Source organism: Micromonospora sp. WMMD812, from assembly GCF_027497215.1.
Lineage (GTDB): Bacteria > Actinomycetota > Actinomycetes > Mycobacteriales > Micromonosporaceae > Micromonospora.
In genome coordinates, this window is sequence record NZ_CP114904.1 from 1 (window position 1) to 19,469 (window position 19,469).

Sequence of the window (19,469 nt, forward strand, 5' to 3'; positions counted from 1 at the left end):
ACCGCCCCCGGCTTCCGGGTTGTGCACGATGACGCGCTCGCGAGAGCCGTCGCGCCGCGCGGTCAGCAGGTCCGGGGCGCCGAAGCAGCCCTCGACGTCAGGATGGCACGGGTCGACGTCACGGCTGTAGGCCAGCCGGCCGGAGCGGGAAACCGCCGCGCCGGCGCCGGCGCCGACGGTGCCCAACTCCTGCCCGGTGGCGGGATCGATCCGCACCGTCGCCGTCGATTGCGTCGCCAGTAGCACCCCACGGACCGGTGCGGCCTGCGCCGGTGCCCCGGAGACCGCGGTCACACCGGCGACGGCGAGCGCACAGAGAACGCTGGTGGCCGTACCTCGCATCAGTGCCTCCCCGTTGGATGGATGCGCCTGAAGGCTACCATCCATGAATCGAAATACGGCGATAGTCGCCCCGCCGTGCAGATGCGAGCCTCGACGGGCAAGCAGGTGCGGCGAACGCCGCACCTTCGGCCACTTATCGGCCGCAAACTCCATCGGCTAGGGTGGCCGTCGTGACGGTGTTTCGCATGGGTGAAGCGGCCGAGTTGCTCGGTGTCAGCGTGGACACGGTGCGGCGCTGGGTGGATGCCGGCCGGCTCACCGCGGGTCGGGACGAGCAGGGTCATCGAGTGATCAACGGGGTTGATCTCGCCGCGTTCGTGCGGTCGCAGGCCGGTGATCCGGAGAGCCGCGCGGAGGAGTCGTCGGCCCGTAACCGGTTGCGCGGCATCGTCACCGCCGTCGTCAAGGACGCGGTGATGGCGCAGGTGGACATTCAGGCCGGCCCGTTCCGGGTGGTGTCGCTGATGAGCCGCGAGGCTGTCGACGAGCTGGGCCTGGAGGTCGGGACGGTAGCGGTCGCGGTGATCAAGTCGACCACCGTCGTCGTGGAGAAGTCCACGGCGACAACGGGCAGCAGCGGGAGGACTGGCTTGTGACGACACGACGTGTTCGTGCCGCCCTGGCGACCGTGATCGCGCTGGCGGTGACGGGTCTGGCCGGATGCGGTGGTGAGGATCCCGCGAGCCCGCAGCCGGGCAGCGCGTCCTCCGGCGTCACCGGCAGCGTCACCGTGTTCGCCGCCGCATCACTGACCGAGTCGTTCACGCGGCTCGGCAAGGACTTCGAGGCGGCCAACCCGGGGGCGAAGGTCACGTTCAGCTTCGCCGGTAGCTCCGCGCTCGCGACGCAGATCAACCAGGGTGCCCCGGCGGATGTGTTCGCCTCCGCGGCCCCCACCAACATGAAGGCCGTCACGGACGCGGGAAACGCCGACGGCGCCCCGACCACATTCGTGAAGAACCAGCTCGTCATCGCCGTGCCCAAGGGCAACCCCAACGGGGTGACCGGCCTGACCGACCTGACCGAGCCGGACGTGAAGGTCGCGCTCTGCGCCGAGCAGGTCCCGTGCGGCGCGGCGGCGAAGAAGGCGCTCGACGCGGCGGGTGTGAAGCTCACCCCGGTCACCCTCGAACAGGACGTCAAAGCCGCGCTGTCGAAGGTCAAGCTGGGCGAGGTCGACGCCGCGTTGGTCTACCGCACCGACGCGAAGGCCGCCGCCGCGGACGTCGACGGCGTCGAATTCCCCGAATCGGCCGGAGCGGTCAACGACTACCCGATCGTCGTGCTGAAGAACGCGGCCAACAAGCGGGCCGCGCAGGCCTTCGTCGACCATGTGCTGTCCGACACGGGCCGATCCGTACTCACCGCTGCCGGGTTCCAGGCGCCGTAGGTGACGTCCCGGCTCGCCAACGCCGTGGCGCGACCCGACCGGGCCGCGCCACGGCGACGGTCCCGGCACACCAGCCGCGTGCCGATGGCGCTGCTCCTGCCCGCCTCGCTCGGGCTGCTCTTCCTGGTCCTGCCGCTGGCCGGTCTGCTCGCCCGCACCCCATGGACCTCGCTGCCCCAACGGCTCACCGAGCCGGGCGTCCTCACCGCGCTCCGGCTGTCCCTGCAGACCGCCACCTTCGCGACGCTGCTCTGCCTGGCCCTCGGGGTACCCCTGGCCTGGCTGCTCGCCCGGATCGAGTTTCCCGGTCGGCGGCTCGTACGCGCCCTGGTCACCGTGCCGCTCGTCCTGCCACCGGTCGTCGGCGGCGTCGCCCTGCTGCTCGTCTTCGGCCGCCGCGGGCTGGTCGGCTCCTGGCTCGACTCGACGTTCGGCATCACCCTGCCGTTCACCACCGCCGGCGTGGTGCTCGCCGAGGCATTCGTCGCCATGCCCTTCCTGATCATCGCCGTCGAGGGAGCGCTCCGCGGCGCCGACAGCCGCTACGAGGAAGCGGCGGCGACCCTGGGCGCCAACCGCTGGACCACCTTCACGCACGTCACGCTGCCACTCGTCGCGCCCGGTATCGCCGCCGGAGCAGTGCTGTGCTGGGCGCGCGCGCTCGGCGAGTTCGGCGCCACGATCACCTTCGCCGGCAACTTCCCCGGGCGCACCCAGACGATGCCGCTTGCCGTCTACCTCGCCCTGGAGACCGACCTGGAAGCCGCCATCGTGCTCAGCCTCGTGCTGCTCACCGTCTCCGTGGCGATCCTGGCCAGCCTTCGTGACCGTTGGATGAGCGCACCATGACCGCCGACCTCACCGTCCAGAAGGCGGACACGCAGGTCAGCGGGCCGCTGCTCGACGCCCGTCTCATCGTGGAGCGCGGGGCCTTCCGGCTCGATCTGCCCCTGACGATCAACCCCGGTGAGGTCGTCGCGCTCCTCGGACCCAACGGCGCCGGAAAGACGACCGCACTGCGGACCCTCGCCGGGCTGCTGCCCCTCTCGGCCGGGCACCTCACCCTCGCCGGCCAGGAACTCGACCAGCCCAGCCGCCGAACGTGGATTCCCACCGAGCGACGCCCGATCGGCGTGGTCTTCCAGGACTACCTTCTCTTTCCCCACCTCAGCACACTGGACAACGTCGCGTTCGGCCCCCGCCGGCACGGCCTGAACCGGCACCAGGCACGTCGACAGGCGGCCCACTGGCTGGAGCGGATGGGGCTCGCCGAGCATGCGCGCCGCAAACCCCGGCAGCTCTCCGGCGGGCAGGCCCAACGGGTCGCGCTGGCCCGGGCGCTCGCGGTCGATCCGGCGCTGCTGCTGCTCGACGAACCACTCGCCGCCCTCGACGCCCGTACCCGGCTCGACACCCGCGCCCAGCTCCATCGGCACCTCGCCGCGCACCCCGGAGCCACCCTGCTGGTCACCCATGACCCACTGGACGCCCTCGTCCTCGCCGACCGGCTCGTCATCATCGAACACGGGCAGGTGGTCCAGGAAGGCGACGCCGCCGCCATCACCGCGCAACCTCGCACCGACTACGTCGCCCGCCTCGTCGGCCTCAACCTCTACCGCGGTAACGCCAGCGGGCACAGCGTCCTGCTCGCGGACGGATTCCGGCTGACGACGGCCGGCCAGCACGACGGCGACGTCTTCGTCGCCTTCCCCCCATCAGCCGTCGCCCTGCATCCCCACCGCCCCGACGGCAGCCCCCGCAACGCCTGGCCGGCCGCCATCAGCGGCATCCAGCCGAACGGCGACAACCTCCGGGTCCAGCTGACCGGCCCGATCGAGGTGGCCGCCGACATCACGCCGGTCGCCGCCGCCCACCTCCACCTGGTGCCAGGGCAGCGCGTCTGGGCAGCGGTGAAAGCCACCGAAACCCGCGCCTACCCCGCCGCACCTTCCTAGATCATCCAGGGCCTGGGCGCCGCCGGTCGCGGCGACGGTCAGGTGGGGGAAAGGGACGTGTTCACCACCTGGTACATGGCCATGTCCTGCCACTTCCCCGCGATGTTGAGGTACGACGGCGCCACGCCGAACTGCACGAACCCGTTGCGTTCCAACACCCGCTGCGACCCGACGTTGTGCAACAGGGTCTCGGCCTGCACCCGGTGCAGCCCCAACTCGTCGAACGCCACCCGGACGATCTCGCGCACCGCCGTGGTGGCGAGGCCGCGACCGTTGTCCGCCGCGCCCACCCAGTAGCCCAGACTGCAGGACAGGAAGGAGGGGGCGCGCACGATGCCGTTGAGCGTGATCCGGCCAACGACCCGGCCGGAGTCGTCGACGACGAGGTGCGGCAGCTTCGCACCCTGCTCGTACTGCTCCAGATCGGCTCGGATGACGCCGCGCTGACCTTTCACCGTGAAGTAGCCCGCGCTCCGGATCGGCTCCCAGGGAGCGAGGAAGTCGCGATTGGCGCGGACCAGCTCCGCGAGGACCGGCGCATCGTCGAGGGTGAGAAGTCGGGTCGCGCTCACTGAGCCATGATCGCATTCAGGAGGGTCTCCGCCCGAGCCGGGGCGGACCGGCCCAGCCGACAACACTCCTGCTCAGGGGTCCGCTGCCGTGGGTGGACCACCGCAAGCGGCGGTGTCCCACCCACGGCCCTGGTGCGATGGGCGTTCGTCGGCGGCCGCGCGCCGGCGGTCGCCACGTGGGTCAGGCCTGCTTGGTCTCCCAGAAGATCTCGGAGATCTCGTTGATCTTCGCGAGTAGCCGGTCAGCGACGTCCGGGTCCGCCGATCCCTTCGCCCCGCCGGCGCCGGCCAGCTTGGTCGCCTCGTTGAAGAGACCGTGCAACTGGGGGTACTTGTCGAAGTGCGGCGCCTTGAAGTAGTCGGTCCACAGCACCCAGAGGTGGTGCTTGACCAACTCGGCCCGCTGCTCCTTGATGATCAACGAGCGCGTGCGGAACTCCGGATCCTCGTTGGCCTGGTACTTCTCGCAGATGGCCTTGATCGACTCGGCCTCGATCCTCGCCTGAGCCGGGTCGTAGACACCGCACGGCAGGTCGCAGTGGGCGCTCACCACGGTGCGGGGGGTGAAAAAGCGTGACAGTCGCATCAGGCGACGCTAAGACCTCAACCGTACTTCAGGTCAACTGCCGTGAACTGGCTCTCAACCCGGCAAACGGGCGAGAAGGGGAGTGTTACGTTTGCCCCTCTCGAAGGCTGTCGGCGAGACGTTCCCGCCCCACCTCGAGCCTTGCGAAACCCGCCGGGCAGTGAACGACCGACAGGGAGGGCGCATGCAGGCGCGCACCGATCTCATCGAAGACCTCATGGGGCGTTTTCCGCACGTCCCGCGTGAGGCGGTCATCAAGGAGGACCTGCTCCGCGGTGGCCTGGCCTTCGACGACTCGGCCCTGACGGACAACGAGGGCGGCGACGTCAAGCCCAAGTCGTACTTCATCTTCTCGTTCGACCACCGGACGCTGCCGGAGTTGGGAGCCGCCGCGCTGCGCCGCCCGCCGGAGGAGATCGTGCTCACCGGGGGCCCGTACGGACTGCGCCGCACGGTCGTCTCGGTCCGCACCAACCCTGACTCGCCGTACCGGGTCAAGCCCGACGACGACGGGCGGCTGATGCTGTTCCTCGACGGACGGGCGATCGCCGAGGTGGGCCTGCCCCCGATGCCGGACTACTACCGGCACACGCTCGCCAACGGCAAGTCGGTGATGGAGGTCGCACCGACGATCCAGTGGGGCTACCTCATCTACCTGACCGCGTTCCGGGTCTGCCAGTACTTCGGCGCCAAGGAGGAGTGCCAGTACTGCGACATCAACCACAACTGGCGCCAGCACAAGAAGGCCGGCCGCCCGTACACCGGGGTCAAGCCGGTCGACGAGGTCCTCGAGGCGCTCGCGATCATCGACAAGTACGACACGACCCGCGCGTCGCAGGCGTACACGCTGACCGGCGGCAGCATCACGTCGAAGGTCGACGGGCTGGCCGAGGCGGACTTCTACGGCCGCTACGCCCAGGCGATCGAGGAGCGGTTCCCGGGCCGGTGGATCGGCAAGGTGGTCGCGCAGGCGCTGCCGCGGGCCGACGTGCAGCGCTTCCACGACTACGGGATCCGGATCTACCACCCGAACTACGAGGTGTGGGACAAGCGGCTCTTCGAGCTCTACTGCCCGGGCAAGGAGCGGTACGTGGGCCGGGAGGAGTGGCACCGCCGCATCCTCGACTCCGCCGAGGTCTTCGGGCCGCGCAACGTCATCCCGAACTTCGTCGCCGGCGTGGAGATGGCGGCCCCGCACGGCTTCACCAGCGTGGACGAGGCGATCGACTCGACGGCCGAGGGCCTCCAGTACTTCATGTCCCGCGGGATCACCCCGCGGTTCACCACCTGGTGTCCGGAGCCGACCACCCCCCTCGGCCGGACCAACCCGCAGGGCGCGCCGCTCGAATACCACATCCGGCTGCTGGAGATCTACCGCGCGACCATGGACGCGAACGGCCTGTCCAGCCCGCCGGGGTACGGCCCCGCGGGCCCCGGCCGGGCGGTCTTCTCGGTCAGCTCGTTCATGGACAGCCTGCCCGCGGAACCGGCGGTCCAGGAGAGCTGAGCACGTCGCCGTCGGCACGACGGCCGGCATCCGCTGAGCCGGCCGTCGGGACGGCTCAGCCCAGCACGCCGTCGCGGAGCACCGCGTGCGCCCCGACGGTCTGATTGACGATCTGGGTCACCCGTACGTCGACGGCGACACTGGCCAGCGCCACCGCGTCCGGGCGGCTGAGGTCGTGCAGCCGCTGCATCAGGGTCAGCATCGAGTCCAGGGCCAGGAACGTGGCGTCGTCGAGGGTCGCGCCGACGCCGAGGGTCAGCCAGGCGTCCGCGGTCCGGGCCACCGGGCCGGTGACCGGGAAGTCGTCGCGGACGTCGAAGGTCAGGCTCACCTCGTCCATCGGGCACTCGATCGCGGTGCCGCCGATCTCCCCGTCGCCCTGCGCGGCGTGGCCGTCCCCCACCGAGAACAGCGCCCCGTCGACCGGGATCGGCAGCAGCAGCGTGCTGCCGGCGGTCAACTCCCGGCAGTCCAGGTTGCCGCCCCAGGGCCGGGGCGGGACCGTCGAGTGCCGACCCGGTTCGGCCGGTGGCATGCCGAGCACTCCCATGAAGGGACGCAGGGCGACCGTGTGGCCGTGCTGGTTACGGCCGGTCATCGCCACCGGGTCCAGGTCCCAGGCGTGCACCACCCCGTCGTCTTCGACGCCGTACCGCTGGTTGAAACCGCTGGGCCAGCCGCCGGCCACGGTGGTCCCCCAGGTGCCCGGGACGACCTTGTCGACGCGTACCTCAAGGGTCTGGCCGGCGCGGGCGCCGCGGACCGCGATCGGGCCGATCAGCGCGTGTCCGTGGTCGGGCTGGTACTGCGGGGCGCGCGGCCGTTCCCGGTTGAGCCCGCCGGCGTACGGCCCGGCCGACCACCAGCAGTCCAGGGTCTGGTAACTCACGGTGTCGCCCGGGTCGATGGTGAGCACCGGCGGGTAGTCGGCGGAGAAGTGGCCGTGCAGGGTCTTGTCGTCAGGTGCGAGGGTGTGTCGCATCTGCGCAGGCTAATTGTTGGAGCCGCGACGGGACAGGGCTCGTCCGGGCCTCGGGACGTCCGGGTCAGCCGGAGCGGCGGCCCGAGCGGGAGGCGTCAGCGTCGGCAGTCGCGGAGACGAGGTCGTCGCGGGCGCGGGCGACCCGGGACCGGACGGTGTCGACAGCGCAGTCGAGGATCTGCGCGGCCTCGGCGTACGAGAGACCGAGGACCTGCGTGACGACGAAGGCCTCCCGGCGCTCGGGTGCGAGGCGGTCCAGCAGCCGCCGCAGCGCGACCGTGTCCTCGGTGTCGGCCTGCCGTTCGTCCCGCCGCGCCGGTGGCGGGCCGGCGGTCGCGGTGCGGTGCTGGTCGGCGACCACCCGACGGGCGGTCATCAGCAGCCAGGTGTGGACCGAGGAGTCGGCGGTGAACGCCGGCGGGCGGCGGACCGCCCGGAGGTAGGTCTCCCGCGTCAGGCCATCGGCCTCGTCCGGCCCCACGAGGTGGGCGACGAACCGCCACACCTGCTCCTGGGTGGTGCGGATGAGAGCGGCCGCGGCGACCTGGTCACCGTGACCGGCGGCGAGAGCCAGCCGGGCCGCCCAGGTCCTGTCGTCCACGTTCGGGTCCCTCCATGCCGCGGATGGCCGCGGCCGTCGTCCGCTCGGCGGCACCGCCCGCTCGATCGAATGCCGAGGGAGAAGTTTCGTACGTCCCGAGTGGACATTGATGAGATCGACGCAGAACTTTTGCCCATCTGCAGAAAAAGTTGGCAAGCCCTTGATTGAAGCTCTCCGATCGTGACCATGTTCTGATGCGCCGTCTCCCTCCAGCCCTCGGCCGAGCGCTCTCCGGCCTGCTCGCGCTCGTCCTCGCCTCGGCGATCGCGGTCGTGGCGTCCGCCCCACCCGCGGCAGCTCACGGCACCCTGGCGATGTCCACGCCGGCGGAGGGTGCGACGGTGCGCGAGCCGTTGACGACGGTGCAGCTCTACTTCACCGAGAAGGTCGCCGCCAACGCGTACTTCACGATCACCGCCCCGGGTGGCGGTCGGGTCGACAACGGGTGGACGTACGCGGAGCCCAGGCCGCTGGACAAGCCGGTGCGGGAGTACTTCCTGGTCCAGGGGAAGTTCGAGCCGCGCGAGTACACGACGGGCTTCCCGGCGGTCGTGACGGTCGCGCACCTGCCGGCCGTCGGGCAGTACTCGGTGAGCTACCTGTCGGTGGCCTCGGACGGCGACCCGGTGCGGGGCACGCTCAGCTTCCGCTACACAGGGCGGGTCACCGCGGCGCCGCAGGGCTGGAGCCCGCCGACCGGCCAGCCTGACCCGTCGCTGCTGGCGGCCGTCGAGCAGCACGGAACATCGGGGCACACCTCGGGGTCGTCGGCGGGGGCAGCCGCACCATCCGCGTCGTCGGGTCCGACCGCGATGGCCGCTCCGTCGACGGCTTCCGACAACGGCGGCATCGGCTGGGGACCGTGGGCCGGCGTGGCGCTGACGGTCGTCGCGGCGGTCGCCGCCCTCGTAGCCTGGCGCCGCCGCCCTGCCACCGCGGGCCGCGCCTCCGGTGGCCGCCGCGCCTCCGGCCCGACCTCGCGCCAACGCGGCGGCGGCTCCCGTTCCGGGGGCGGCACGGGCGGGGCCGGTCGCGCCGGCGCCACCCGCAAGGCCGCCGGGCCGGGTTCCGGCGGGAAGACCACTCGGCCGGGGCCGGGCGGGAAAGCCGCCGAGCCAGGCTCCGGCGGGAAGGTCGCTGGGCCGGGCGGGAAGGCCGCTGGGCCGGGCGGGAAGGCCGCCGCGCCGGCGCTCGTCCCCGCGCGGAAGGGCGGCGCGGTGGTCACCGCCCGGACGGCCGCCGCGACCGGGCCGGCGAAACCCGGGCGGATGGCGGCCACGGCCAGCACCGTGGCGAGCCAGGACGGGGACTCTCGGGACGCGACCACCGGCCGGCCGGCGGCATCCGATCCGGATGACGCCGCTCCGACGCGCGAGCCCCGGCCGAGCAACGTCCGGCTCGCGCTGCTCGTCGGCGGGTTGGTGGTGACCCTGCTGGCCGGGTTCGGGCTCGGGCGTCTCGGCGCGGGCAACGGGACCGCCGCGAGCGGTGCGCCCACGGCACCCGCCGCCGGCGCGCCCGCCGCCGGGCAGGCGGTGTCGGCGGCGGACGGTCATCAGCACGCGCCCGGCACGGGCCCGCACACGGACCCGGGCGACGTCGGCACGGCGCTCGCGGCCGGAACGGCCGTCAGCGCGGGCGGGTACACCCTGCAGCCGGTGGAACGGTCCCAGCCGGCCGGCGTACGGGTGGACTACCGGTTCCGCGTCGTCGGGACCGACCGGCAGGCGGCGACGCGGTTCGCGGTCGTGCACGACAAGCCGCTGCACCTGATCGTGGTGGGTCGCGACCTGGCCGGATACCAGCACCTGCATCCGACGATGGCGCCCGACGGCACCTGGAGCGTGCCCCTGACGCTGGCCCGACCCGGGGGCTACCGCATCTACGCCGATTTCGCCGTGACCGCCGCGAACGGCAGCCCGCTGCCGCTGGTCCTGGGCGTCGACCACCTCGTGCCGGGCGCGCACACCCCGACCCCGCTGCCGCCCGCGCAGCCGCAGGCGACGGCTGGACCGTTCGCGGTCGCGATGGAGGGCACGCCCACGGTCGGCGCGACGGCGCCGATGTCCTTCCGGGTCAGCCGGACCAATGCGCCGGTGCAGCCGCAGCGCTACCTGGGCGCGTACGGGCACCTGGTCGTCGTCCGCGAGGGCGACCTGGGCTACGTGCACGTCCACCCGGAGGCGGAGCTGGTCGACGGGGCGATCAAGTTCTGGCTGACCGCGCCGAGCCCGGGCCGGTACCGGGCGTTCCTCGACTTCCAGATCGACGGAACCGTGCACACCGCGGAGTACACGATCAACCTGCCCTGAGGGTGGTGCGGGACGACGGAGGCTCAGGCGGCCCGGCGGTCCCGGGTGCGCGCCGAGCTCGGGTGAGGCGGCGCGAGCCGGAGCGGGGTCGGGGCCGGTTGCGGCGTCTCGTCGGTGCGCAGGCGCCAGCCGGGCCGGTCGCCCCGGTCACCCGCTCGCGGGTCGTCGGGCCACATCCGGGGCCGCGACAGCGCGACGACCACCAGGTAGCCGGTGAGAAGGAAGCCGTGGCTGACCAGGCGGGTGGGATCCACCCGGCCGAGGAGCAGGTCGTTGATCGAGAGCAGCAGCAGGGTGCCGACGAAGGCGCTCAACATGGGCACCAGGCCGGTCGGACGGGTGCGGCGGGCCGCCACGAACAGGAATCCGGCGCCGACCGCGATGTTCCAGGCCGCGGACTCGTGCCACAGGTGCCCGGAGGCCGCTACCCCGGTGTGGAGGTGCCCGGCGGGCCCTCGGCCGACCTGGACCAGGCCGAGCACCAGTTGCAGCGCGCCGATGAGCCCGAGGGCGCCGCGCAGCGTCAGCACGGCGCGTGCGCGGGGGCGTCGGCGGGCCGGTGGGGCAGGGGGCAGTGCCGCGAGGATGGCGGCGGTCAGGTCCGGACCCGGACGGGTGACGGTCAGCCGGGACCGTCGGGTCACCGCCGCGGCCTGGTCGAGCCAGTCGCGGCAGCCGTCGCAGTCCTCGAGGTGCGCCTCGACGCCGGCCTGCTCGGCCGCGGTCGCCTCGCCGTCGAGTTGTGCCGACAAGATCTCACGCCACTGCTCACAGCTCATGTACCGGTAGTCGCCCGGCGGGCCGTCCTGGTTCCCGAGAATCGCTTCGCACCCCAGGTCAGCCGGCATCAGCTAGCGGTACTGCCCGGTTTCCACCGGTTCCACGCGAGTCGGGCGCTGGCTGGCCGGTCGTCGAGCCCACCCCGGAACCCACTGCCCCCCGCGCCATCTGGGAGCTGTCGCGCTGACCCGACGACCGACCGTCGGAGCCGGGTGGCGGAGGAGCCCCACCGGCACCCTCCGCCACCCGGCCGCCCCGGCGCTACGCGTTCGCCAGGCCGCGCTCGACGGCCGCGATGATCTGCGGGCGCAGCTCCTCGGGCCGGACGATGGCGTCGACGGAGCCGACGTCGACCGCGCGCTGGATGCTGTGCACGCCGTCGAACTCGGCGGCCACCTCGCCCAGCTTCTCCGCTCGGACCGTGGCCCGGACGTCCATGAGCTGCGTGACCAGGGCCGCTCGCTCCCCACCGGTGGCCGCGGCCACGCGGGCCTGCAGCTCGGCCACGCGCGGGTCCTTCGCCGTGCGGGCGTCGACGTCGCCGGCGAACACCACGGCCGCGGCGGGCGCCCCGCCGAGAACGGAGGCGAACGAGCCCTCCAGGGCGAGGACCGTCATGTTCGGGTTGAGCGCCTTGGAGAACACCACGAACGCGCCGCCGTGATACCGCGAGATCACGCAGAACACGATCGGCCCCTGGAAGTTCACGATCGCCCGGCCGATCTCCGCGCCGTACTCGAGCTGCAACTGCCGCATCGACTCCGGCGAGCCGTCGAACCCGGACAGGTTCGCCAGCACGACCAGCGGCCGGTTGCCGCTGGCCGCGTTGATCGCCCGCGCGGCCTTCTTGGACGAGCGCGGGAACAGCGTGCCCGCGGTGTAGGTGTCCGGACCGTCGGTGGGCGGGAAGCCGCGCCGCGGCACGGACCGGGACTCGATGCCGAGCAGGCACACCGGGATGCCGCCGAGGTGCACGTCCTGCACGACCGCCGTCTCGGCGTCGGCCATGCCCGCCCAGCGTTCCAGGATCGCGTGGTCCTGGTCGGCCAGCGCCCGCATCACGGTACGGATGTCGAAGGCCTTCTTACGGTCGGGGTTGCGCTCCCGGGAGAAGATCTCGCCGACGGTGGTGAAGTCGCTGTCCGGCATCGCGTGCGGGTAGGCGGAGATGTCGCGGTCGACCGGGTCGGAGGTGACCGCCCGGCGCGGCCGGGTCTCGCCGGGCGCGATGTAGGCGTGGTCGTAGTGGGCCATCAGCACGTTGCGGGCGCCGCGCAGGTCCGGCGCCCAGTACTGGGCCTGCCCGTTCGGGCCCATCACCCGGTCGTAGCCGCCGATTCCGAAGTTGTCCTCGGCCGACACCCCACCGGAGAAGTCCAGCGACTGCTTGCCGGTCAGCACCATCGCCGAGTCCGGGGTCATCACCAGGATGCCCTTGGTGTGCATGAGCATCGTGGCCTCGGCGTTCCAGTACGGCTGGGCGCCCACGGTGATCCCGGCGACCACGATGTTGATCTCGCCGCCGCCCTGGGTGAACTCCACGATCCGCTTGAGCGCGGCGGCCACCCAGTCCATGTTCTCGGTGCCCGAGCTCATCGAGATCCGCGCGCCCGCCGACAGCGCGAACCAGTCGACCGGTACGCGCATCCGCTCGGCGAGGTCGAGCGCGGCGATCACCCGCGTGCACTCGGGCTCGGACAACGCGCCCAGCGCCCTGGTCGGGTCGCCGAGCAGCACCACCCGGGTGACGCCCTCGGGATATCGCTCGGTCGGCGTGCTCACCACGCCGGCGACGATGCCCGCCTTGTTCTGCCCCTTCGGGCGCTCCACCGGGGTCAGCTCACCGGCGTCGTCCAGGTCGTACTCGACGAAGCTGCCGCCCTGGCCGGCCAGCATCCCGGTCAGCTCGTACGGGTACGTCGTGCCGCGCCGCCGCGCCGCGAGCACCTTCTGCCGGTAGTCGTCGAGCGGCTGGATCGGCTCGGCCGTCGGCTGGGCGACCGACACCCGCATCCCGGTGTCGTAGGAGATCTGGGCTGCGATGTCGATCAGCTCGCCGGTGGACTCGTCGCGCTGGCGGCCGAGGAACAGGACCTCCTCCAGACCGGCGCCGGCCGTTCGCGGCAGCACGCGCTGGGCGACGGCGTTGAGCTCCTCGACGGTCAGCTCGCTGGGCGGCCAGACGTAGATGGTGATCCGGTTGGTGTCGAACCGCTTCCTCGCGGGCCGTTGCGCCTGAACCTTGCGGATCGCGTCGAGACACGCGTCCAGGGCGCCCTCGGCCGCGGGCAGCGCGAGGATCCGGCCGTCGGCGTCGCGCAGCGGGGTCAGGTCGCGGACCTGGGCCATCGCCGCCAGCCGCTCATCGGTCGGGTTGTCGGGGCTGACGCAGTGGAAGACGTAGACCTCTTCGTCCGCCGACGGCAGCCGGGTCAGGTCGAAGTTTCGCAGCCGCGGCAGCTGCAGGCGCTGGGCGATCAACGGGTGCAGCCCGCGGATGACCCGGTCCTCGCCCAGCCCGGCCCGGAACGTGAAGTGGTGGTGCATCTCCGTGCCGTTGCGACCGGCCACCGACATCGTCACGCGCTGAAGCACGCCCAGCAGGCCGGCGCGGTCGACGATCTCCCGCAGGGTCTCGGCCATCGTGTCCACGTCGGGCTGGTCGGTCCAGGTCAGATACACGTCGGCGACGGAGTCCGCATCGGACAGGCCGGCGATCCGCTGCAGCGTCGCGGGCACCTCGGCGAAGTCCGTGGCCGCCGCGACCAGCCGGAAGCGCTCGCCGTCGCGGTCGTATCCGGCGGTGAAGAACGACTGCCCGGCCACCTCGACGCAGCGCGCGTCGCTCGCGCCGCGGTTGCCGTAGTAGCGGCGGCTGAGCACCTCCAACATCGGGCCGTGGTCGGCGCCGGGCCTGCCGATGCGCTGACCGAGCAGCCGGACCAGCGGCTCGGGCGAGGCGACCATCTTCGCGATCCGCTCGGCGCGGTCGTTCGCACCGGGGTTCTCGTCGAGGTGGCGGAGGTGGTGCCGGACGCCCGCGTACACCTCGGCCCGCTTGCGGCGCAGCATCGGCTGGGCGGCCCAGCGGAACACGATGCTGCGCGCCAGGTCGCCGACCACCGGGAACCGGAGCTGGGTGGCGAAGATCAGGTGCTCCAGTGCCTGGCCGACCAGCTCGCGCAGCCCGTCGCCGGGCAGCGGCTCGGTCAGCCACTGCTGCAGGAACGTGACGATCACCGACACGTCGGTCGACGCCCGTTGCTGCGCCAGGAAGATCCGGAACACGGCCTCTTCCAGCGCGGGGGTGCGCTCGAAGTCGTCGACACCGTAGTGGGCGAGCACCCGGGCGAGCCGACTGCGGAAGGTGTCCGACAACGCGGCGCGCTCGACGTCGAGGCTCTGCAGGTAGGTGTGGAAGTACTCGCGCGGACTGTGGACCCGGGTGTCGGCCTTGGTCTCCTCGCCGGCCGGCCGGTTGCGGCTGAGTTCGGACAGGTCGGCGAACACCTGCAGCAGCTCGACCTCTTCCTCGAGCGGCCGACGGCCGAGCTCGGCTCGTGCGGTCAGGTACTGGGACAGCGCCCAGCGCTCGTCGCGCGGGTCGAGGTCGTAGCCGAGCAGCAGGCTGCGCAGGTCGGCGATGCCGCGTGCGACGCGGGCCTCGGCGGACAGGCCGGTCGGCTCGGGCGGCAGCTCCAGGTCGACGGCCTCGGTCTCGGTGGCCTCACCCGCGGTCTGCTCACCGATCGGTTCCAGGCGCAGCAGCGGCGCGCCCGTCTCCACCTGGCTGCCGACGGAGACCAGACGTTCGCGCAGCTTCGCCTTGAAGGGCGCGCGCAGCACGGTCTCCATCTTCATGCTCTCCAGGACGAGCACGGGCGCGCCCGCCTCGACCTCGTCCCCCGCCTCGAGCGGGGTCGCGACGACCAGCGCGGGCGCGGGGGAGCGCAGCACGCCGCCCTCGTCGTGGCTGACGCGGTGCGTGACGCCGTCGACCTCGACCAGGTGGATGGGCCCGTGCGTGTCGGTGACGAGCCGGAACCGTCGACCGTTGACCAGGATCCGGCCGGTGTGCTCGTCGAACCGCTCCAGCTCGACGTCCACCGCGGGCTCGGCGCCGACGCAGACGCGGAACCGGTGCGGCCCGGTCTGCGCGACGGTGACCCGGTAGCTCGCGCCGCGCAGCTTGAGGTCGATCGGCCGGCCGCTCTCGTGCTGGACCTGCGGGCGGCCGCCGTGCGCGGTCGACAGCAGCCGCTGCCGCTCGACGAGAGCCTCGTCCTCGTACGCCTCGATCGCGGCCGCGGCCAGCGCGATGCCGGAGTGCCGGCTGGAGACCAGGCGGCCCTCTGCGCGGACCCGGTCGATCCAGCCGGTGTCCGCGCTGGCGTCGATCACCTCGGGCTGGTCGAGCAGGTCGAGCAGGAAGCTCTTGTTGGTGGCGCCGCCCTCGATGATCACCGTGGTCTCGGCGACCGCGCGGCGCAGCCGACCGAGTGCCTCGTCGCGGGTGCGGCCGTACGCGATGATCTTGGCGATCATCGAGTCGAAGTCGGCCGGGATCAGGTCGCCCTCGCTGACCCCGGTGTCGACCCGGATGCCCGGGCCGCTGGGCAGTGCCAGCCGGACGATCCGACCGGGCGACGGTGCGAAGTCGCGGTCGGGGTCCTCGGCGTTGAGTCTGGCCTCGACGGCATGTCCGGCCTCGGTCGGGACCAGGTCGCCGAGCCGACCGCCGGCGGCCACGTGCAGCTGGGCCTTGACCAGGTCGAAGTCGGTGGTGGCCTCGGTGATCGGGTGCTCGACCTGCAGCCGGGTGTTGACCTCGAGGAAGGCGAAGAGCTTGTCGCCCGGGTGGTACAGGAACTCGACGGTGCCCGCGCCGCAGTAGTTCACCGCCAGCGCGAGCCGCTCGGCCGCTGCCTTCAGCTCGCGCGCCTGTTCGGGGGAGAGCACGGGGGAGGAAGACTCCTCGATGACCTTCTGGTTGCGGCGCTGCACCGAACAGTCCCGCACGCCGAGTGCCCACGCGGTGCCCTGGCCGTCGGCGATCACCTGCACCTCGACGTGCCGCGCGCCGGTCACCAGGCGCTCCAGGAACACGATGCCGCTGCCGAACGCGCGCTCGGCCTCCAGGCTGGTGCGTTCGTAGGCCTCGGTGAGCTCGTCGTCGCTGCGAACGACCCGGATGCCCCGGCCGCCACCGCCCGCGGTCGCCTTGAGCATCAACGGGTAGCCGATCGTGGCCGCCGCGCGCTTGGCCGCGTCCAGGCTCTCCACGGCGCCGCGGCTCCACGGCGCCACCGGGACGCCGACCTCCTCGGCGATCAGCTTCGCGCCGATCTTGTCACCGAGCGTGCGCATCGCTTCGGCGCTCGGCCCGATGAAGGTGACACCGACCTTCTCGCACAGCTCGGCGAAGGCCGGGTCTTCCGCGACGAAGCCCCAGCCCACCCATGCCGCGTCCGCACGGGTCTCGACCAGCGCACGCTCCAGGATGCGGTGGTCCAGGTACGGACGCACCGACGCGGGCCCGAGGCAGTAGCTGTCGTCCGCCTCGCGGACGAAGGTGGCACTGCGCTCGGCCTCGGTGTAAAGCGCGACGGTCTCGATCGGCGCGACCCCGGTCTCGGCATTGAGCTCGCGGACAGCGTGGATCAGCCGCATGGCGGCCTCTCCCCGGTTGACGATGGCGATGCGGCTGAACACCGAGCAAGCCTCCCAAAGGTTCCTTCACAGCAGAACGGGGACTCCCTTCAGGGCAGGGGTCCCCGCCTACAACCTTCGCCGTTACCGGCCAGTAGGGAAACCGTGGGACCCGCCACCTGAGGCGGGGGAATGTTGTGGACTCCCGACCAACGTCGGACGACGTCCACACGCCGGCCGTGACCCGGGTCACGGCGGCCGGCCCCCGAGCGCCCCGGTGAGGGTGCCCGAACGGACCCCGACCCGCCGGTCACCGCTGCGGGCCGCCGGCGACCGCGAAGGGTAGCCGAACGGAAGCGGCGTGTCAGCGCCGGCGGCGTGGTGGGCCGCCGGCGCCGCGCCGTCCACTCCGGTGCGTGTCACCGCCACTTCCCGACGGCCCGGGCCGCGTGCCCGGCCCGGCTCGGGTCGCGTCGACCGTCACGAATGTCCGCTGTACGGCGCCGCGTCCTGCACGTGTCGGAAACCACGCGGGTCTATCTGCCGACATCTGCACGGTGACCGCGGAACCGGCCGGCTCCTAGATTCGGCATCGGGTGTGATCATGCGCCGCCACCGGCTCCGATCGCCCCGCCCCTTTGAGCCCCCCGACCTGAGAGGTGACTCGATGCACCTTCTGTCCACCAGGCGCGCGGCGTGGCGTTCGGTGCTGGCCGCCGCGATCGTGACCGTCCTGGTCACGACCGGCTCCACCGGGCAGGCCACCGCCGCACCGGGCCACTCCCACCCACCGGACGGTCCCGCCCCGTTCCAGGTGCTCGATCCCCAGAACTGGCAGAACCCCGACACGATGACCTGGGACGACTACGTCCGGGTGCCCAACAAGAACTGGGCCGACCCCACCGTGCGCGGATCGATCCGCAACTTCAAGATCGCGCTGGTCACCCTCGACTATCCGGACCAGCCGTTCGTCATCACCCAGCCGGCGGGCTCGACGGTGTTCGGCAACCCGCAGGCCACGGCCGCCAACGTGCCGCGGAACCAGGTCGCGCCGTTCTACACCGACTTCCTCAACAAGCCGGGCGGGCTGAACCGGGGACACACCCTGCACGAGTACTGGATGCAGGACTCCAACGGCCGGTACGGCGTGGACCTCACCGGCTTCGGCCCGTACGAGATGCCGTCGAAGTCGTACCAGTACGGCATCGACAACGGCTTCAACCCCGGCGCCTGCCCGTCGGGGGACACGTGCGCGAAGAACATCCGTACCGACGGTCTGGGCGCCTGGCGCGCGGCGGTCGGCGAGGAGGTGGCGAACAGCTTCGAGCTGGTGTTCATCCTCTCCGCCGGCCAGGACGAGTCCTCCACCTGGCAGGAGTTCGGCCAGATGATGTTCCAGACCAAGGAGGACGTCCCGGACGCGTGGGGACCGCCGGACCCGAACCTGCCCAACTACGCGAAGACCCGGTACGTCGACTGGACGTCCTGGAAGGCGGCCGCCACCATCTGGCCGAACGCGGGCGGTGGCTCGTCGACCCAGGCGGAGAGCTCGGGCATGGGCGTGTACGCCCACGAGCTGAGCCACCTGCTGAGCATCGGGGACAACTACAACAACCCGTACGGCACCCCGTTGCGGCGCGCGTACACGGGCATCTGGAGCATGATGTCGCGCGGCTCGTTCAACGGCCCGGGCGGCCCGCACACCCGCTGGCAGATCCCGCCGGTCAACGGCGGCTCCATGGGATCGCTGCACACCCTGCGGGACAAGATGAAGATCGGCCTGGTCGGTGAGGAGCACGTGCTGCGCCTGTCGCGCGAGGCGCTGGCCTCCTCGGGCCCGATCGTCGCCGACGTCACCGCCCGCGCGGTGGACGCCGGCCAGGGCGGACTGACCGGCTTCAACATCGCCATGGACGCCGACCGCTCGCCGGCGTGCGACACCAGCACCGACCTGCTCTGCGACGGCGGCCGGTTCAACAACTACACCCTCGAGGTCGTCGACCGGATGGGTGCGGACTCGTTCACCCCGGACAGCGGCGTGCTGATCAGCAAGACCAAGAACACCGACAGCGCGCCGTTCCAGTGGATCGTGGACGCGAACCCGCAGGACATCGACATGGTGGACTTCTACCAGCCGAACGGCACCGCGCAGAAGATCACCATGGGCGACTACCGGCAGCTGTCCGACGCGCTGTTCCACGCGGGCGCCAACTCCGGCAGCGAGTACGAGTACGTGGACGAGGCCAACCGGCTGCACTTCTACGTGCTCAACCTGCGCCGGGACCGCAAGGGCGTACTGTCGTACACGGTGGCGGTCCGGTCGCTGGACGGCGCCGGGCCGAGCGCGCACGGCGTGAAGCTGTCCAAGGGTCACCTGGTCACCCGGGGCAAGCCGAGCGGCAAGGGGGCGACCTGCACCTTCGACCTGACCAACACCGGGAGGTACGTGGCCGGCGGGCAGCCGCACCCGGAGGACGCCGCCAGGTACCTGAAGTCCGACGTGTACCGGCTCTCGGCGAGCGTCGCCGGCAAGGGCTGGCAGGTGGAGCTGCCCAACGAGCTGGCCACGGCCACGTTCGGAGGCAAGACCTCGGTCAACGTCTCGGTGGGCGCCAGCCGGCAGGCGACCGCGACCACCCTGGTCACGCTCACCGCCACCTCGGAGAGCGACCCGAGCAAGACCGTGACCAGCCAGTGCCGGGTCGAACGACCTCGGGCGCAGCTCGGCTGACCCACGGCGTGGCCCGGGGTGGTGGTCTGACCACCGCCCCGGGCCGTCACTCCGAACCCCCT

The 19,469-nt window shown here is 72.0% G+C and carries 14 protein-coding genes; 7 read left to right on the forward strand and 7 right to left on the reverse strand.

Going from position 1 to position 19,469, the window contains the following annotated elements; all coding sequences use genetic code 11:
- Positions 1-495: hypothetical protein (locus O7603_RS00005; protein ID WP_281573588.1), on the reverse strand; the 495-nt coding region annotated here is incomplete at its 3' end.
- Positions 496-512: 17 nt separating this feature from the next.
- Here O7603_RS00005 and O7603_RS00010 point away from each other — a divergent pair.
- From O7603_RS00010 to O7603_RS00025, 4 genes are all read left to right on the forward strand, one after another.
- The gene (locus O7603_RS00010) at positions 513-938 is read left to right on the forward strand and encodes a helix-turn-helix domain-containing protein (protein ID WP_281573579.1); all 426 of its coding nucleotides are present in this window, start codon (positions 513-515) and stop codon (positions 936-938) included.
- A 56-nt stretch (positions 939-994) separates the two neighbouring features.
- A complete protein-coding gene (modA, locus tag O7603_RS00015; RefSeq protein WP_281576907.1) occupies positions 995-1,732 on the forward strand; it encodes a molybdate ABC transporter substrate-binding protein in 738 nt (245 codons plus the stop codon).
- Positions 1,733-1,816: 84 nt separating this feature from the next.
- Entirely contained in the window at positions 1,817-2,581 is a 765-nt protein-coding gene (locus tag O7603_RS00020; protein WP_281576908.1) for an ABC transporter permease, read from the forward strand.
- The gene (locus tag O7603_RS00025) at positions 2,578-3,687 is read left to right on the forward strand and encodes an ABC transporter ATP-binding protein (RefSeq protein ID WP_281573580.1); all 1,110 of its coding nucleotides are present in this window, start codon (positions 2,578-2,580) and stop codon (positions 3,685-3,687) included. Before O7603_RS00020 ends, O7603_RS00025 begins: the two co-directional genes overlap by 4 nt.
- A gap of 38 nt (positions 3,688-3,725) precedes the next feature.
- Here the strand turns inward: O7603_RS00025 and O7603_RS00030 are convergent, their stop codons facing one another.
- A complete protein-coding gene (locus tag O7603_RS00030) occupies positions 3,726-4,259 on the reverse strand; it encodes a GNAT family protein (protein ID WP_281573581.1) in 534 nt (177 codons plus the stop codon).
- A gap of 181 nt (positions 4,260-4,440) precedes the next feature.
- Complete coding sequence (gene sodN, locus O7603_RS00035; protein WP_281573582.1) at positions 4,441-4,845, reverse strand: superoxide dismutase, Ni; 405 nt, start codon at positions 4,843-4,845, stop codon at positions 4,441-4,443.
- A gap of 184 nt (positions 4,846-5,029) precedes the next feature.
- On the opposite strand from sodN, the gene O7603_RS00040 reads away from it, so the two are divergent.
- The gene (locus O7603_RS00040; RefSeq protein WP_281573583.1) at positions 5,030-6,352 is read left to right on the forward strand and encodes a radical SAM protein; all 1,323 of its coding nucleotides are present in this window, start codon (positions 5,030-5,032) and stop codon (positions 6,350-6,352) included.
- 55 nt (positions 6,353-6,407) lie between these two features.
- Here O7603_RS00040 and O7603_RS00045 read toward each other — a convergent pair whose 3' ends face one another.
- Complete coding sequence (locus O7603_RS00045; protein ID WP_281573584.1) at positions 6,408-7,334, reverse strand: acetamidase/formamidase family protein; 927 nt, start codon at positions 7,332-7,334, stop codon at positions 6,408-6,410.
- A gap of 64 nt (positions 7,335-7,398) precedes the next feature.
- Complete coding sequence (locus tag O7603_RS00050; protein WP_281573585.1) at positions 7,399-7,935, reverse strand: sigma-70 family RNA polymerase sigma factor; 537 nt, start codon at positions 7,933-7,935, stop codon at positions 7,399-7,401.
- Positions 7,936-8,129: 194 nt separating this feature from the next.
- Here O7603_RS00050 and O7603_RS00055 point away from each other — a divergent pair, with 194 nt between their 5' ends.
- A complete protein-coding gene (locus O7603_RS00055; protein WP_281573586.1) occupies positions 8,130-10,247 on the forward strand; it encodes a copper resistance protein CopC in 2,118 nt (705 codons plus the stop codon).
- A gap of 23 nt (positions 10,248-10,270) precedes the next feature.
- Here the strand turns inward: O7603_RS00055 and O7603_RS00060 are convergent, their stop codons facing one another.
- The gene (locus O7603_RS00060) at positions 10,271-11,026 is read right to left on the reverse strand and encodes a zf-HC2 domain-containing protein (RefSeq protein ID WP_281576909.1); all 756 of its coding nucleotides are present in this window, start codon (positions 11,024-11,026) and stop codon (positions 10,271-10,273) included.
- Positions 11,027-11,288: 262 nt separating this feature from the next.
- Positions 11,289-16,739, reverse strand: coding sequence for a carboxyl transferase domain-containing protein (locus tag O7603_RS00065; protein WP_281573589.1), 5,451 nt, complete (start codon positions 16,737-16,739; stop codon positions 11,289-11,291).
- Between the two features lie 604 nt (positions 16,740-17,343).
- Between O7603_RS00065 and O7603_RS00070 the strand changes: the two genes are divergently transcribed.
- Complete coding sequence (locus tag O7603_RS00070; protein ID WP_281573590.1) at positions 17,344-19,407, forward strand: M6 family metalloprotease domain-containing protein; 2,064 nt, start codon at positions 17,344-17,346, stop codon at positions 19,405-19,407.
- Positions 19,408-19,469 lie beyond the last annotated feature (62 nt).